At 73.4% G+C, this 18,193-nt stretch carries 5 protein-coding genes; 1 reads left to right on the top strand and 4 read right to left on the bottom strand.

Features of this window, described 5'->3' with window-relative positions; genetic code table 11:
• Positions 1-3 precede the first annotated feature (3 nt).
• The gene (locus tag B9S61_RS21040; RefSeq protein WP_308457782.1) at positions 4-14,508 is read left to right on the top strand and encodes a lonely Cys domain-containing protein; all 14,505 of its coding nucleotides are present in this window, start codon (positions 4-6) and stop codon (positions 14,506-14,508) included.
• Between the two features lie 84 nt (positions 14,509-14,592).
• Here B9S61_RS21040 and B9S61_RS21035 read toward each other — a convergent pair whose 3' ends face one another.
• From B9S61_RS21035 to B9S61_RS21020, 4 genes are all read right to left on the bottom strand, one after another.
• Positions 14,593-15,960 carry an L-serine ammonia-lyase gene (locus B9S61_RS21035; protein ID WP_103543649.1) on the bottom strand — a complete coding sequence of 456 codons (1,368 nt, stop codon included), beginning with the start codon at positions 15,958-15,960 and terminating at the stop codon, positions 14,593-14,595.
• Between the two features lie 223 nt (positions 15,961-16,183).
• The gene (gene glyA / locus B9S61_RS21030) at positions 16,184-17,443 is read right to left on the bottom strand and encodes a serine hydroxymethyltransferase (protein ID WP_103543648.1); all 1,260 of its coding nucleotides are present in this window, start codon (positions 17,441-17,443) and stop codon (positions 16,184-16,186) included.
• 14 nt (positions 17,444-17,457) lie between these two features.
• A complete protein-coding gene (gene gcvH / locus B9S61_RS21025; protein ID WP_103543647.1) occupies positions 17,458-17,835 on the bottom strand; it encodes a glycine cleavage system protein GcvH in 378 nt (125 codons plus the stop codon).
• A gap of 175 nt (positions 17,836-18,010) precedes the next feature.
• Positions 18,011-18,193 (bottom strand): glycine cleavage T C-terminal barrel domain-containing protein (locus B9S61_RS21020; protein ID WP_308457781.1); only part of this gene is annotated, 183 nt, incomplete at its 5' end.

Here is an 18,193-nt window from a genome sequence, read left to right as displayed (position 1 = left end):
CGGCTGGTCCGCGCGCTGCGCCTGGCCTTCGGCGCGGCGATCGAGGACGACAGCCGGTACGGCGATCTTCTCGCCGGGATCGGCGCCCTGGAGACCATGCGGGCGGCCGACCCGGCCCTGCGCGGTCCCGGCCCGTTCTCCATGGACCTGTTCGAGCGCGCGGCCCACGCCCGCCGGCCGGGCGACACCGGCCCCGACGCCTACCGGGACCTGCTCACCGATGCCGCCGACGCCGTACGCGGGCGGCCGGGCACCGTTCTCTCCGACTTCGTCACCCTGCCCCACGTCACCGCCGCCGCGCAGCGGCTGGGCGGCCTGACGGGCCAGGGCCTGGACGCCGAGGCCGCCCGCGTCCTGCGCCTCGACGACGGCCCGGCGGCCGTGGGGGAGCCCGAGCGTGCCCGGCTGTTCTGGGCGACCGTCAAAGCCCTGGAGTGGGAGAACTTGACGGCCGACCCGGACGCCCTCACCGGCAGGGTCCTGCACCTGGACCGGCCCGATCCGGCCCGGCGGCCCGAACTGCTCGACCTGGTCGCCCGGGCGGCGGCCGCCGGCGTAGCCGTGGACAACCTGACCGAGCTGGGCGCCTTCCACCTGGAGACGCTCGGCGCCCTGGCGCCCCGGACCCGGTTGCTCGACCCGGGCGGCGTGCCGACCGGGCGACGCTGGTCCCCGGCCCCGCCGGACGCGGCCACGACCACGCTCACCGACCGTGTCGTCGTCGCCGCCCCACGACAGGGCGGCGGCTACCGGGCCGTGGGCCAGGAACGCCCGCCGTGGAGCGCCCCCGGCGGACCACCGGCCTACCTGGTGTGGGCGGGCGGCGGCCGGGACCACCTCCTCATGACCCTGCCCGGCGGCTTCCGTGCCCGGGTCCCCTACGACGAGGTCGCCGAGCTGCTGGCCCGCGACCCGGTGCTCAACACCCGCCCGCAGGACACCACGGACATCGTCCTGGCCGTCCCGAAGGCGGCCTCCACGGCCCCGGCGGCATCCGCCGCACCGGCCGGCGGCGGCACCCCGGACACCGATCCGCGGGCCGTCGTCAGCGCCGGGACCGGCCGTACCGTATGGGCCTCGCAGGGCAGTGTGAGCCTGGCCCCGACCGGGCCGTCACGGCCGTACGTCCCTTCCCTCCTGCCCAGCGGGCCGGGGCGTCCCGCGGCGGCCGACTGGGCGGCCGTCCGGCCCGGCGACCTCACCGCGCCCGGCACCGGCGACGCCGGAGTGGACGACGTCACCTTCGCCGACCGTCACGGGACCGAGGCCCCGCCCGAGCCGCCCGCCGCTCTCGCCGCTCTTCTCGATCCCGGACCGGTCGGGGGTCTCGACACGCCGTTGCCGAGCCTGGACGGCGTGCTGGACGGCGTGCTGGACGGCGTGCCGGACGGCTTCGGCACTCCGTTGTCGGACCACCGGGACGACGAGGCGACCGGGGACCGGGCGGAGGAGCCGACACCGGAGGAGCTCCGGCACCGGGAACTGCTGGCGGACATCTACGGCCCCGACGTCACGTCGAGCCCTCTGTACCCGGACATCCGCGCCGGGCTCGCGCGTCTCGACCGGCTCCGCCGGACCGACCCCCTGCTGGACTTCGGCCCGCTCGACCTGGACGCCGTGGCCCGCCGGGTGCTGCTCCTGGACCCCGCCGACCCGGTGACCGACACGCAGCGCAGCCGGCTGCTGGGGCTGGCCACCGCACGGGAGGCGGAGCCGGCGGGCAGCCTGGCCGCCCTCGCCGCGCTCCACCTCCACCGCCAGGGCGTGCTGTCACCCACCCACGCCATGACCAGCTGCCTCGACGGGCGCCCCCGCGGCCGCGACTGGACGCGGGGCAGGGGCGGGACCGACGACCTGGACCTCACCGTTACGGGAAGGACGGGACCCCGGACCGACGGCACCCTGCCACGCGACGAGGTGGAGCGCGCGCCCTGGCACCGGTTCGGTGGCCCGGAACCCTACGTCGTGCGGGCGGACGGCGACCGTGACCAGGTCGTCGTACGCGGTCACGACGGCGCCCCGCGCTCGGTGCCCCTCGACGCTTTCGCCGAACTGCTCGCCCTCGACACGGAGTTGAGCGGACTCCCGGCGGATGTGCCGGTACTGCTGCTCGTCTCCGACGCCGGCGGAGGCGGCTTGGAGCTGCCGCGACGGGCGGCGGACCGGATCGGCAGGGACGTCTGGTCGGCCAACGGGGACGTGGACATCGCCGAAGGCCCGGACAAGAACGCCTCCCACCCGTACGTGGTGTCGCCGCGGAGCGGCCGGGGCAGTGACCGCACCGACTGGATCCGCAGCTCTCCCGGCCTGCTGCCCGACCCCGCCGAGTCCGCCCACGCCCCCTTCTGGGAACAGGACCTGCAGTCCCACACCATCGTCACCGACCGGGGGCCGATCGGCAGGGCCGTGTTCGAGGACGGTGAACGCGTGCGACTGCTGCCGGGCATCCGGCACTCGACGACGGCGACCGAGCTCCACCACGTCAACCGGCAGGACGGGACGTGGGTCAAGGACGACAATCCGGTCCCGTTCGCCGGCAAGCCGGTGTACGTCTTCGCCGCGCACGGCGGGCCGGGCGAGACGGCGCTGCCGACCCGGTCCAACCCCCGCCACCGGAAGCGGGACCGGGCGACGGGCGGCATGCTCAGGCGCCGCCCGAGCCTGGCGCGGCTGCCCAAGGACCACGCCATCGTGATGCAGGACTGCTTCGCCGCGACACCGCGGAGCCTCACCCGCAAGCGCAAACTGGTCACGGACACCTTCGTCCCCGACCCGCTGGCCGACGTCGGCCAGAGCCAGCACGTGGCCAACGAGACCGGCCGGACCGTCTACGGCGCCACCCAGGAGATCGGCTTCACGTACGAGAAGGACGGCCGGGTCGCCCACTACATCCTCATGGATTCGCGCGGCCGGCGCGGCACGTGGGTGGAGCACCGGCCGGAACCCGGCGACGCCGCGCTCGACGACCGTGCCCGCGGCGCCGGCCTGCACACCGACCCGGTGGGACCGGCCTCGGAGGAGACCCGGGAACGGACGCTGCGGCTGGTGCGTGCGCTGCGGCTGACCTTCGGGGCGGCGGTCGAGGACGACAGCCGCTACGGCGAACTCCTCGCGGGGATCGGCGCGCTGGAGTCCATGCGTGCCGCCGACCCGGTGCTGCGCGACACCGTGCCGTTCGGCCTGGACCTGTTCGAGCGTGCGGCCCGTGAGATCCGCGCGACGGAACACGGCGACCCGGACGCCGAGCTGGTACCCGACACCTACCGGGACCTGCTGGCCAGGGCCGCCGACGCCGTGCGCCTGAACCCCGGCGCCGTGCTCACCGACTTCGTGACCCTGCCGCACGTGACCACCGTGGCCGAAGGGCTGGACGGTCTCACGGACGAGGAAGCGAACGCCGAGGCCGCCCAGCTCCTGGGGCTGGACCCGGACCGGGCGGTCGTCGGGGCGCCCGAGCGGGCCCGGTTCTTCTGGGCGACCGTGAAGACCCTGGAGTGGGAGAACAGGACCCCCGACCCGGGCGCCCTCATCGGCAGGGTGCTGCACCTGGACCGGCCGGACCCGTCCCGGCTGCCCGGCCTCCTGGACCTGGTGGCGCGCGCGGCGGCCGTCGGCGTCGATGTGGACGACCCGACCGTGCTGGGCGCTTTCCACCTGGAGACCCTGGGCGCCCTCGCGCCGGACACCCTGCTGTTCGACGAATCGGGTGCCCCGGCCGGCCGCGGCTGGGTGCAGGGTTCACCGAGTGCGGCGGTGGACGTCGGCACCGCCCTCGTCATGGCGGCGACACCGGACGGCGGTCACCGTCCGCTGCGCCGGGCGAAGATGCCGTGGACCACCGACACCACCAGGCCCGCCCCGTTCCTGGTGCGGGGCGAGGCCGGGCCGGACCACCTGACGATGGAGCTGCCCGGCGGATTCCGCGCCGAGGTCCCCTACGAGGAGATCGCCGAACTGCTCGCGGTGGACCCGGCGCTGAACGACTTCCCGCGCACGGCCGACATCGTCCTCGCCTCCACGACCCCGGCTCCGGCCCCGACGGACCCGCAGGTCACCGACCGGCGAGCCCTCGCCGGCGCCGGGACCGCCCGCGGTGTGTGGATCTCACCGGGGCCCGTGGGGCTGCTCGCACAGAGCGATCCGTCGGAGCCGCACGTCCTCTCCCTGCTTCCCATGGCGGACGGCCGGCGTCAGCAGGCCGACGACTGGTCGAACGTCCGGCCGGCCTCCGCGGTCCCGGCGGACGCCCACCTGTCACCCACCACGGTCACGGCCGGGGGCGAAACCCTCACCCCTCCCGGCCCGCCTCCGCCCCCGGAGCCGGACCCGACGACGGCCTTCGTCACGCCGACCGCCGAACCGGACCCGCCGCCCCCGGACGCCCCGCGCCTCGACCCCGCCATGGCGCCCCCGCCGAGGCGCCGCACCCCGGCCCGGTTCGCGGACGGCAGGCAGATGCCCGCGTACGTCGACGACCTCCAGTCGCTGCTGCCGTCCCGTCTGACCGCCACCGAGATCGAACAACTCCTCACCAATCCCGGCACGTTCGGTCAGAGCACGGTCGTCCTGCGCGGCTCCGAACAGGCCCTGGACGCCATCGACCGCGCACTGGGGAGCCGGCCGGACGCCCGGCCCGCGGACGGCGCACGGCTGCTGGCCGACGTCCGGCAGACGCTCCTGGACAAGCCGAAGACGCTGGCGGACGGCGAGGGGCGCCCGTTCCCGTACGCCAACGCGGACGGAAAGGTGCGCGTCCTGTGGGTCCGAGCGCGTCACCACGGCAACTGGGCCCCGTTCGACGACGGCATCGGTGACTCGACGAAGATCGACAGCATGCACCGGGCGGCCGCGACCTTCGGGCTGACCAAGAACATGCAGGCCAACTCCCTGTACGGCCTCGGCGGGCCGATCGGCCCGGCGGGCACCGCGGCGTTCGGCGGCTTCGGCCGGCTCGCCCTGCGGTTCGGCTTCATCAACAAGGTCGGCTACACCCTGACCGACCAGCGCATGAACCAGATGGAGACCCGGACGCTGGACAAGTCGCGGGCGTTCCTGGACGACATCCACTACGAGATCCGCGTCACCGACCCCGCCGGACGGGTCGTCACGGGCATCGAACCCGAGCCCGGCACCGCCCCCGATCCCAAGGCCGACCGGGCCGTTCCCGCCCGGTTCTCCTTCAGCGTGCGCAAGGGCCTCCTGGTCCGCCTGCCCGACAGCGTCACGAAGATCCCGGAGCCGGGCCGGATCCCCCGCTCCATCGACCTGGACCGCAACTCCCAGTATCGCCTCGTCCGCATCGAGGGGTTCGGCCCCGTCGCGGCGATCCGCGACTGGGCGGCCGGGCAGATCGGAGCCCTCCCCGGCAGCTCCGCCTACACCGAGCTGGACATCTTCTTCTCGGGCGACAGCTTCCAGCGGCACGGCGGCACGATGGCGCGCGGCCGCATCACCACCCCGCCGCTGTTCGCCGACGACAAGAAGAAGTCACCACTGGGCGTCTTCGTGGTGGAGGAACTGATTCCGCAGGCGGCGGTGCTCGTCGGCGAGACCGACCAGGCCGAGATGCGGGACATCAACACCTCGACGGTCCGCAGCGAGCGGAGCCGGGCCGACGGCAGGAGCCTGCTGCTGCAGGCCGTCGCCGGACCCGCCTTCAACTTCCACGACCCCGGCACGCTCCCCGCCGACCTGCGGCTCCAGTTCGGGCCGACCTTCCAGGCTTCGTTCGCGAAGACCTGGTCGGCCGGGCTCGGCGCGGCCGGCACCCTCAAGTCGGCCGGACAGGTCAAGGGCCCCAGGACCGCCCTCTACCTGGTCGTGAAGTCGGTGCGGGTGCGGCGGGCCGGTGACCACGCGCCGCCGACGCGCTTCCTCACCTGGAGCCTGGACCGGATGACCAGCTCCGAGGCACGGCGGCTGGCCGGATGGGACGACGGGACCACACTCGCCCTGCGCAACGGCGTGACCCCGCCGTTCGTGCCGTCCTATCTGACCGTGGACCGGCCGCGCACCCTGGGCATGCACCGGGTGAAGGAGTTCACCTTCGACGACGGCCTGCGCACCCGTGTCACCCCGGACACGGCGGACGGCGTCGGCCGCACCCTGCTGGACGCGTTCGCCGACGGTGTGGTGGAGGCCGTCTCGCATCTGAACCGAACGCTGGTGGTGCCCCTCGACCAGCTGCTGCCGCCGAACCTGCCGAAGGGCTGGCGCACCCGCTTCGACGACCTGCTGGGGCGCGAGCCCGAGCAGGCGCTCCGGGCGGCCCGGAGCCTGCCCATGCCGTCCCGGTGGACCGATCCCGTCAGGTACCGGATCGCGCTCCAGAACACCCTGCAGGTCCTCGGCGTGCTGTCGCAGCAGAACGTCACCGCGAACCTGGAGGCGCTGACCACGGTCGGCCTGCCGATCAGACTCACGGACCCCGACTCCGTCGGGACGATCTACTACACCCTCCGGGTGCACGGGACGCTGACCCGGCGCCGTTACGAGGGCAAGGACGTCGACGAGGGAATGCGCTTCAGCGCCCAGGGCGTCGACCGGATCGACGGCCAGACGAGCGGGAAACGGGGCGTGGACCTGGGCCTCGAGGGCACGTTCTCGGGCCGTGACAACAACGTCGACGAGCTGGCGGGCCTGCCCCGCAACACGCTCGGGCTGACCCTGGGAGTGCGCAAGGGATGGCAGTGGGAGGCGGAGACCACCTTCGGCTCGACGGTCACCAACGAACCGATGTCGGTGAGCAACCAGCCCACCCACCTGTACCGCTACGACCTCTCCCTCACCGCGACCATGGGCGGCTACTGGCGGCCCCGCGGCCTGATCCGCGGCCTCGGCCTCGGGCTGCCGGGACTGCTGGTCCTGGACGAGCCGGTCAACGTGCTCTTCGGCCGGACGCCGCTGGGCCACCTGCGGGGCGGCGGCCCGATGACCGGACAGGTGCTCATCGGCGTCCCCGTCCAGCACACCCCCGACGTGGACCCGTACGCGGACGGGGCGCTCAACCCCTACCTGTCCGACGAGCCCGCACCCGCCCCCATGACCACCGGGCGGGCCCTCGCACTGGCGAAGGGCGACCTCGTGCTGCCCGCCGGCCCCGACGCGAGCCGGCCCGCCGGACGGCTGGCCGACCGCGGGACACGGCAGTTCAAGGAGTTCGGGCAGCACCCCTTCGTCATCGTGAACATGGTGCTGTCACCCACGCTGCTCGCGGAGGTGAGCCGGGTCCTCGAGGCGGCGTCGGGCAGCGCCTGGCAACTGGTGAAGGAGGGCGCCCCCACCCGGGACGCCGTCGTCCGCACCTTCACCCCCCAGTACCTGGCGTCGAGCTTCGACCAGAGCTCGGGACCGCTGGGCCTGGTGGGCAGCGGCCTGCTGGGCAAGGGGCCGTACGGCGAGCTGTGGGGAACCTTCCGGTACACCACGACGGTCGGGAACCTGCGCGCCCTCACCCCGCCGATGTCCATGGACACCGAGATGACGCTCGGCGGCACCCGCCAGGCGGCCGGCAAGACCAGCACCAGCACCAGCTTCGTCTTCGGCGGCCAGCTGGTCTACTCCGTCGCCCAGAATCCGGGACACGGCCTCATGGGCGCGTACGGAATCGTCGCCAACCCCCTCTCCAGGACCGGCGCGCACAGTCTCGGCGTCGTCCGCACGGTCGTCGCGGACATGAACCGCAAGGGCTTCACCCACCAGGTGCTCGTGGCCGGCGACGTGCAGCACTGGTTCGCGCTGCTCTCCAGCCGGCTGGGCACGGGCAGCATCGGAACGACCGCGGCGGGCAGCACCCTCGTACCGAGCTCCCTGGCCGGAGCGGCGGGGACGGCACTGACCACCCCGGGCGGCCTGCTGGGGCACCTGCCGGAGAAGAGCGCCCACCGGATGGGGCTGATCGACGACGGCATGGGCGACGTCCCCCGCTACACCGGTCAGGCCTGGACACCGCAGCCCTGGATGCGCGGCGCCGCCTTCGGCACGTACGCGGTGAACGCGCTCGACCCCACCGACGTGCTGCTCGCGTTCGACAGGCGGATCGGGAAACTGGGGCTCGACGACGAGAGCCGGGAGCGGATCCGGCAGCTGGTGACGGGCCGTGCCACACGGGCGCTCAAGGGGGAGATGACGACCACCGGTCCGTCGACGCTGGTCAAGGCCGGCGGCTGGGGCTGGGACAGCATCCGGATCGGCAGCCGGCGGGTGCGGGCACGCGTCGAACTGATCCCCGGGACACCTGTGTTCGACGGACTCGACCACAGTGCGGAACTGGAGGAGAACCGGCGGGCGATCGAGACCGCCCAGCACAGCTCGGAGTCCTCGGCCGGGGCCGACCTGGGCTTCCTGACCGGCCAGATGGTGTACACCGGCGACCCCCATGTCCCGGCCTCCGGACCCACGTACACCGAGAGCGGCTCGAACCGGAAGACGGTCGCGTCGAGCCACACGGCCACCACCGTCACCATCTACCGGGCGGCGTCCACCGAACCGCACGCGGAGGTCGTCACCCCGTACCGGATGCGCATCACCCTGGAGGCCGACGACACCCCCAACACCGGCGCGCCGGCCGACCCGGATCTGGAGGAGGCGAAGTCCACGGCCCTCGACCGCTTCCGGGGCCGGCTGAGCATCGTCGAGGAGGACGACGTCGGCGAGCTGCGCGAGCACGTGCCGCTCAGCCTGATGGAGCCGGCGCCGTCACCGACGGCGGCGGACGGGACCGGCACCTCCGGGGCCGGCCGGCTGCTGCCCGCGCCCGACCCGGCGGCCGACCCCGCCCTGGCCGGTCCGCCCCGTCCGGTGCCCCTCTCCGCGGTGGAGGGGAAACTGACGGTCCGGGACGGAGCCGGCGCCACCCGGTCGTTCACCTTCCCCGAGAACGGCATGCACCCCCGCGGGATCATCGGCATCGAGAACATCCGCATGGCCGGCGACCTCCTCCTCACGAAGGCGTACGACGCCGGCTTCTCCCTCCGGGCGCTGGAGGCCGAGGGCGGTCCCGACGCCACCGTCCTCACCGAACTCCTGCGCAGGACCAGGGAGACCGGCCTGACCCGCCTCGGCACCGGCTCGGCCCAGGCACTGGAGGACGGCACCAGCTCCACGGCGGTCACGGCGTTCTTCCCCCGCACCACCGAACCGGACGGCTACCAGGTGGCGGGGCTGACCGAGAAGTCCCTCGTGGGCACCGACACCGGGCAGCTGACGCTGCGCTCGGCGCCCGACTTCAGCCGCGCACTGCTGCTGACGGTCGCCGACGGCAAGAAACTGGAGGTGCTCAGACGGTACGGGGAGAACGCCGGCACGTCGTCGTCCGTCGAGCACAGCCAGTCCTCGGGCTTCGGCGGCGCCTTCCTGTACGACTCCCCGAACAACGCCGGACTCAACCAGATCGGCGTCTTCGGCCCTGGCCCGGGCGACCTCGACGGCGACAGCATGCCGGTCGGCGACGACCACCTGACCTCGCGCAACCTCAAGCCCAAGACGGGCCGGTCCTTCCTGTTCGCCGTCCCGGCCACCTGGATCGGCGTCGGCGACGTGCACCGCGGCATCGTGGACTCCAGGCTCGCGAACCGGATCCGGGGCGGCACGTTCGCCAAGGCCCGGTCGGGTCCGCAGGCGATGGAGTCCGAGGCGTACGTCGTCACCTGGATCCGGGAGGACGTCGCCCGGGAGCTGCGGATCGTCACCGACGCGAACTTCCCCGAGCGCGTCGGGAAGGCGTGGGACGCGGTCGAGAGCGCGAGCAAGGCGTGGGTCGCCGCGGACAAGGCCTACTGGAAGAAGCGGCGGGCCTCCGGCCGGCTGCGCGCGGATCTCGACGCCGCGCAGACCTCCCTCGACGAGGCCACCAGGATCGCCGACGCGGTGGCCCGCCCGGTCGACCTCGCCCGCACGGGTGTCGAGGACGCGGACAGGGCCCTGGCACAGGCCGAGGCCGACGCCCGCCGGGACCACGGCATCGCGGACGCGGACGTGGCCGCCGCGCAGACCGAGGTCGACGCCTTCGCCGACGACGAGTACGCCCAACCCGAGCACGACGGCTGGGCGGATCTCCTGCGGGACGAGCAGGACGCCGCTCTGGCCCGCCTGGCCGCCGCGCAGGAGGCCGCGGGGGAACTGCGGAAGGCGGCCGATCTGCGGCTGGAGACCGCGCGCACCGAGAAGGCGCTGGCCGACGGGCGGCTCGACGCGGCCTTGCTGTCCGCGAGAGCGCCCGGCCGGGCGCTCGACGAGGCCACCGCCCGCCGGGACACGGCCCGCCGGGCCTTCGACACCCGGCACGCCGAGCTGGACGCGCTCAGGGACACGGCGGAGAAGGCCGCGGCGGAATACCACCGGGTACGGGCCGGGGCGGACCAGCTCACCCGCTGGCACCGGCTCGCGGCCACCGCGGAGGGCCGTGAGGAGCTGGACGGCCTCGCCGAGCCGCCCGCGGTGACGTACCAGGCCCCGCCCGGGAAGCCCGTGGCCGAGCGCCCGGCCCCGCCCCGCTACACCAGGACCGGTACGGCACCGGACACCGTCCTCACGTCACCCACGAACGAGATGTACACGCTCCAGGACGTGCCGAGGGACGGGGACGCCTTCTTCCACGCGCTCGCCCAGGGCCTCGAACGCGCCGCCCCGGGGCTGCTGGCCGCGCAGGGCATCGACCCCGCCGGTCCACGGGCGACGTCCGACCTGCGCCGGAGGATGGCCACCTGGCTCACCGACCACGCCGACGAGGACCTGCTGGCCGCCGTCGCCCCCGACCACACCGACGCCTTCGGCGCGGAGGAGATCGCCGCGGCGGGCCTGGACCTCGGCACCGACACACCCGCACGCCGCGAGTTCGACGGCCTCGGCGGCCTGATCCCGCACATCGCCGATCTGCCCCCCGGGACACGGGCCGAACTGGCGGTCACCCAGCTCCTGCGACCGGGTGACGCCCCGTCGGAGGCCGGCTGGAACCACGGCGCGGCGGACCTGCTCCCGCTGCTCGCCGCCCGGACCTTCGGCGTCCGCGTCACGGTGGTGAGGAGCGACGGCGGCTTCCAGGACTTCGCTCCCCAGGACCCGACGGACACCCTCCGGGGACTCGCCGGACCCTCCGCACACTCCGGTGCCCACGTGGTACTGAGCCTCGACGACCGCCATTACCAGCCGGCCCTGCCGACCACCCCTGCCCCGAAGCCGGCCGCGGAGCCCAACCCTCCTGCCCCGAAGCCGGATCCCGGCCTCAAGCCTCTTGCCCCGAAGCCGGACCCGGCACTGAAGCCTTCTGCTCCGGTGCCGGACCCGGGGTTCAAGTCCCCTTCTCCGAAGCCGGATCCGGGGCGCAAGCCTTCTGCTCCGGTGCCGGACCCGGGGATCAAGCCCAGCGCTCAGGTGCTGGATCCGGGGCTGAGGCCCTCTGCTCCAGAGCTGGACCCGGGGTTCAAGTCCCCGGCTGCGAAGCCGAATCCGTCGCTCAAGTCCCGCGATCCGAGGCCGGATCCGGAGCCCGCATCTCCTGCTCCGAAGCCGAACCCGGAGCTGAAGCCCTCTGCTCCGATGCCGAACCCGAACCCGAACCCGAAGCCGGAGCCGGAGCCGAACCCGAACCCGAAGCCGGAGCCGGAGCCGAACCCGAACCCGAACCCGAAGCCGGACCCGGAGCCGGAGCCGGAGCCGGAGCTGAAGCCCTCTGCCCCGGAGCCGGAGCCGGAGCCGGAGCTGAAGCCCTCTGCCCCGGAGCCGGAGCCGGAGCCGAAGCCGGAGCCGGAGCCGGGCCCGGGGCTCAAGTCGCCTGCCCCCAAGTCGGACCCCGAGCTCAAGCTTCCTGCTCCGAAGCCGGAGCCGGAGCCGGAGCCGGGCCCGGGGCTCAAGTCGCCTGCCCCCAAGTCGGACCCCGAGCTCAAGCTTCCTGCTCCGAAGCCGAAGCCGAAGCCGAAGCCGAAGCCGAAGCCGAAGCCGAAGCCGAAGTCGGAGCCGGAGCCCAAACCTCCGGCTCCGATGCCGGACCCGGGGTGGAAACCGCCTGCTCCGAAGCCGAACGTGTCTCAACCGGGCGGCGAGACGGATGCCGCGTCGGACGGCGGCAGCGGACCGGCGAGGGGCCGCCGGGTGCCGGTGCCCGGCACGGGTGAGTGCCTTCTGTTCTCCTTCATGGCCGGCGACCCCGTACACATCCGCAGCCGTCTGCCCGGCCTCGCGGTCACCGACCGCGCCGCGTACGACTGGCTCACTGACCCCGACGCGGTCCGTGGCGACCTGACCCGTCAGGCGACGGCCGGTACCACGGCGGGCCCGTCGCGAGCCGTGCTCCGGGCCATGCGGTCCCTCATGGAGGACTACGTGAGCCGCAGCCGGGGCCGACTGCCTGCGCAGGTCGTCGGCCAGTTCCGGCAGACGGTTGCCGACGCGTTCGCCGCACGGGTCCGGGACATGGACCGGAGCGCGATGCTGGCCCTCCTCTCCCACCACGGCGTCCGGAGCGTCCCCGTACCCGAGGCCCTCGAACCCACCGAACTGCTGAGGCGGTACGTCGACGCCCGCATGGCGTCGCGGCCCGTCGGCCCGGGTGTCTCACCGCGGGACGCCCGGGCCGTCCTGGAGGCCGAGGCCGACGACCTGAGCCCGCGCGGCATGTTCGAGTACCTCGGGCAGTACGGTCTGCTGCCGGCGCCCGACGGCCTCGACGACCGCGCGGTGCGCCGCCTGCTCCGCACCGCCTACACGCAGAGCACCGCGCCGCTGGACGACACGGAACTGGCCGCGCTCCTGGAAGCCGTCGTCAACTGGGAGCGGGACTGGGGGACCTCGGCCGGGGAGGCGTTCCTGCCCCTGGCCGCGCACGCGTTCGGCCTCCGGGTCGACGTGGTGCGGCAGGGCCCGTCAGGCGCCCGGCGGGTCAGCGGCGCGGGGCCCGACGACGCCACGCGGCAGACGGAGGTCTACTACAACGGCGTCAACCACTACGACGGCAGCGACGCCGGACCCCGCGACCGGTTCGGCGACGCGGTTCTCCCGAAACGGATCAAGGACGAGGAACGCGACCGGGAGGGCGACGTACGGCTGAACCCCCTGTGGATGCCGCTGGACGAGGCCGACCCGGATCTTCTGGTCACCGGGAACCGGGACGCGGTGTGGCTGTACACGGTCACCGATGACGGACGGGTGATCCTCGGTACGGAGGACCTGAGCGGGATCGTCACGCCGGAGCAGTTCGACGCGCTGCTGGCGGGGATGCGGGAGAAGGACCCCGGCCTGACGGCGGAGTCGCTGCGCGAGACGCTGGACGGGCTGGGGCACACCGGCATCGCCGCCCGTTTCGACGACGGCGGGGCGACGGCCGGCCGGACGCTGGAGGGCCGCAGCCGGGTGTCCGGCGAGTTCCGCTGGAGCGGGAAGCTGCGTTCCTGGGTGGTGAACGACAAGTCGGGCCGCTACATGAGCGAGTCGGTCCGCCCGGGTCTGGACGCGGCGGAGGCGGCCGACTGGCTGACCAACGTGGCGGCCCTGTTCAGCGACCGACTGGGCGTCGTCGTCCGCACCGACCAGGTGAAGACCGCGGCCCCCGCCCCGGCCCCGACGCGCACGGCGCCTGCCCCGGCCCCACCGGTGGAACCCCCGCCCTCGCGGTCCGCCCTCACCGGCCCCACCGCGCCACCGGCCTCCACCGGCACCTCGGCCCGGACGGACAAGGGTCCGCGGCCGACCGGTCCGGGGCTGCTGTCGGGCACTGTCCGAGACCCCGACCCCGACCCCGACCCCGACCCCGATCCCGCCCCCGCCCTCGGCGACGAGGCCGAGAGGGCGCCGGTGCCGGACGACGGACCCGTCCCGGAGCCTCCCCAGTCCCTGCCCGGGCCCCGAGACACCTTCGAGCACCGGCACCCGGACATCGCCGATCCGGACCGGCAACGTGCGGACCCGGCCGACCGGACCGTGCCGTCCGGCCCGCGGGTCGCGGCCGACGACCTCCCCCTCCAGGCGCCGCCGTCCGAGGAGACCCGGCGGCGGTGGATCGCCGGCCGGGTGACCGAGGACGACCTGCCCGGCAACCCGCCGGGGTTCACCGGCGCCGGCACCGTCACCCTGGACGAACTGAGGGCCGCGGGCATCGGGATCACTCCCGGCATGGATGTCGAGGCGCAACTCGGCGGAGGTGTGCGGGGCAGCGGGCTGGCACCGCTCGACCAGGTGCGGCTGCTGCTGGCCCGCCCCGGCCCGTGGCCGGACGCCCTCGACACCGTCGCGGCCACGGTGTCGCGCCGGATCTGGCGGTCGGCCTTCGCGGACTTCGCGAGCACGACCACGAACACGGACGCCGCCCGGGTGTGGGAGACGGCCCTCGGACTGCTCTGGCCGGGCGACGCGGACTCCGCGCTCGCGGACTGGCGGTACGCGGGGGAGGCGTACCGCGACGCGGTGCGCCGGCTCGCCGTCCTCCTGGCGGCGGAGGGGACGGACCCCCGGACGGTCGCGCGCCTCGTGGCCCGGTTCCGGGAGATTCTCGCCCTCTCGGAGGGGGAGCACCGCTGACGCTCCCCCTCACCCGCGCACCGGTCGGCGGCAGGCGCCGGGCCGGACACCGCTGACCGAACCGGGCCGGCCGGAGCCGGTCCGTCAGCACTCGATGATGTTCACCGCGAGCCCGCCCCGGGCCGTCTCCTTGTACTTGACCGACATGTCCGCGCCGGTCTCCTTCATCGTCTTGATGACCTTGTCCAGGGACACCTTGTGCGAGCCGTCGCCGCGCATCGCCATCCGGGCCGCCGTGACCGCCTTCACCGCGGCCATGCCGTTGCGCTCGATGCACGGGATCTGGACCAGACCGCCGACCGGGTCGCAGGTCAGGCCGAGATTGTGCTCCATGCCGATCTCCGCGGCGTTCTCCACCTGCTCCGGGCTGCCGCCCAGTACCTCCGCCAGCGCGCCCGCCGCCATCGAGCAGGCCGAGCCGACCTCGCCCTGGCAGCCGACCTCGGCGCCGGAGATGGAGGCGTTCTCCTTGAAGAGCATGCCGATCGCGCCGGCCGCCAGGAGGAAGCGGACCACGCCCTCCTCGTCGGCGCCGGGGACGAAGTTCATGTAGTAGTGCAGGACGGCCGGGATGATCCCCGCCGCGCCGTTCGTCGGCGCCGTGACGACTCGCCCGCCGGCCGCGTTCTCCTCGTTCACGGCCATCGCGTAGAGGGTGATCCACTCCATGGCCAGGGCCTGCGGGTCGCCCTCCGAGCGCAGCTTGCGCGCGGTGTTCGCGGCGCGGCGGCGCACCTTCAGGCCGCCCGGCAGGATGCCCTCGCGGGACATGCCACGGTCCACGCACGCCCGCATCACCCGCCAGATCTCCAGCAGGCCCTCGCGGATCTCCTCGTCGGTCCGCCAGGAGCGCTCGTTCTCCAGCATCAGGGCGGAGATGGACAGGCCGGTCTCCTCGGCGAGGCGCAGCAGCTCGTCGCCCGTGCGGAAGGGGTACTTGAGGACCGTGTCGTCGAGCTTGATGCGGTCCGCGCCCACCGCCTCCTCGTCGACGACGAACCCGCCGCCCACCGAGTAGTACGTCTTCGACAGCACCTCCGCGCCCGCCGCGTCGTACGCCCACAGCGTCATGCCGTTGGCGTGGTAGGGGAGTGCCTTGCGGCGGTGCAGCACCATGTCGTCGTCGTAGGCGAACGCGATCTCGTGGTCGCCGAGCAGTCGGAGCCGGCCGCCGTCCTTGATCTTCTCCACCCGCTCGTCGGCCGACTCCACGTCCACCGTGCGCGGCGAGTCGCCCTCCAGGCCCAGCAGCACCGCCTTGGGCGTGCCGTGGCCGTGGCCGGTGGCGCCCAGGGAGCCGTACAGCTCCGCCCGCACCGAGGCGAGGGAGTCCAGCAGGTCCTCGTTGCGCAGCCGCAGGGCGAACATCCGGGCCGCCCGCATCGGGCCGACCGTGTGCGAGCTGGACGGGCCGATGCCGATCGAGAAGAGATCGAAGACCGAGATGGCCACGGGGGGGGACTCCTAAGGGTTCGGCGGACGGCGCTGTCCACCGGGAAGGGTGGTTCAGAAGATCGGAAGGTCAGAAGATCGGAAGGTCTGGAGATCGAAAGGTCTGGAGATCGGAAGATCCGGAGAGGCGGATCGTTTATGCGGTTCATGGTGCGGGGCACCGCGCCCACCGAGCCAGTGTGCGCGATGCCTCGGATGTCCGTACCAAGAAAAGCGTACGAAATTACTTCAGACCGGCGTACAACGGGTGCTTCTCGGCGAGTGCCGTCACCCGGGCCCGGAGCGCGTCGACGTCGTAGGACGGCTTCAGCGTCTCGGCGATCACGTCCGCGACCTCGGTGAAGTCCTCGGTCGTGAAGCCGCGGGTGGCCAGTGCGGGCGTGCCGATGCGCAGACCCGAGGTGACCATCGGCGGGCGCGGGTCGTTCGGGATCGCGTTGCGGTTGACGGTGATGCCGACCTCGTGGAGACGGTCCTCGGCCTGCTGGCCGTCCAGCTCCGAGTTCCGCAGGTCCACCAGGACCAGGTGCACGTCCGTGCCGCCGGACAGCACGTCCACGCCCACGGCCCTGACGTCGTCCTTGACCAGGCGCTCGGCCAGGATGCGGGCGCCCTCCAGGGTACGGCGCTGGCGCTCCTTGAACTCCTCGGTGGCGCACACCTTGAAGGCGACGGCCTTGGCGGCGACCACGTGCTCCAGCGGACCGCCCTGCTGACCGGGGAAGACCGCCGAGTTGATCTTCTTGGCCAGCTCGGCCGTGGAGAGGATCACCCCGCCGCGCGGACCGCCGAGGGTCTTGTGCGTGGTGGTCGTCACGACATGGGCGTGCGGGACCGGGTTCGGGTGCAGGCCCGCGGCCACCAGACCGGCGAAGTGCGCCATGTCGACCATGAGGTACGCGCCGACCTCGTCCGCGATCCGGCGGAACGCGGCGAAGTCCAGCTGACGCGGGTACGCCGACCAGCCGGCCACGATCAGCTTCGGCTTGTTCTCCTTGGCCAGCCGCTCGACCTCGGCCATGTCGACCTGGCCGTCGTCGCCGACGTGGTAGGCGACCACGTTGTAGAGCTTGCCGGAGAAGTTGATCTTCATGCCGTGGGTCAGGTGCCCGCCGTGCGCGAGGTTCAGACCCATGATCGTGTCACCGGGCTTGAGCAGCGCGAACATCGCGGCCGCGTTGGCCTGCGCGCCCGAGTGCGGCTGCACGTTGGCGTGCTCGGCGCCGAAGAGTTCCTTGACCCGGTCGATCGCGATCTGCTCGATCACGTCGACGTGCTCGCAGCCGCCGTAGTAGCGGCGGCCGGGGTAGCCCTCGGCGTACTTGTTGGTGAGGACCGAGCCCTGGGCCTCCATGACCGCGACCGGGGCGAAGTTCTCCGAGGCGATCATCTCGAGAGTGGACTGCTGGCGGTGCAGCTCGGCGTCGACCGCGGCGGCCACCGCCGGGTCGAACTCGTGCAGGGACGTGTTCAGTAGCGACATGCGGATACGACTCCTCAGCCCGCGGTGTGGGCTTCGTACTCGGCGGCGGTCAGCAGGTCGGCGGGCTCGTCGGTGACGCGCACCTTGAACAGCCAGCCGCCCTCGAAGGGGGCGGAGTTCACCAGCGACGGGTCGTTCACGACGTCCTCGTTGACCTCGGTGATCTCACCGCCGACCGGCGAGTACAGGTCGCTGACCGACTTGGTCGACTCCAGTTCGCCGCAGGTCTCGCCCGCGGTCACGGTGTCACCGACCTCGGGGAGCTGGACGAAGACCACGTCGCCGAGCGCGTTGGCCGCGTGCTCCGTGATACCGACCGTCGACACGCCGTCCTCGGCGGCCGTCAGCCACTCGTGCTCCTTGCTGTAACGCAGCTGCGTGGGGTTGCTCATGGCCTGAATTCTCCTGTACGGGGGGACGGGGGACGACTGAAGGGACTGCGGGCGGCGCGGGCGGGCGGGGACGCCGTGCCCACTCCACGCGCGACGGGCGCGACGGCGTGAAAGACGCCGGGACGGACGGGACTGGCGAGACGGACGGGACGCGGAGAGCCGTCCTACGACGGTGTCACTTCTCCCGCTTGTAGAACGGCAGCGCCACGACCTCGTAGGGCTCGTGGCTGCCGCGGATGTCCACACCGACGCCCTCGGTGCCGGGCGCCGCGTGCGCCGGGTCGACGTACGCCATCGCGATCGGCCTGCCCAGCGTGGGGGAGGGGGCACCGGAGGTGACCTCGCCGATCACCTCGCC

The organism is Streptomyces sp. SM1 (assembly GCF_002910825.1).
GTDB lineage: Bacteria > Actinomycetota > Actinomycetes > Streptomycetales > Streptomycetaceae > Streptomyces > Streptomyces okerensis.
Note: the sequence above shows the minus strand (reverse complement) of the source record. Positions and strands in the feature narration are given on the sequence as shown.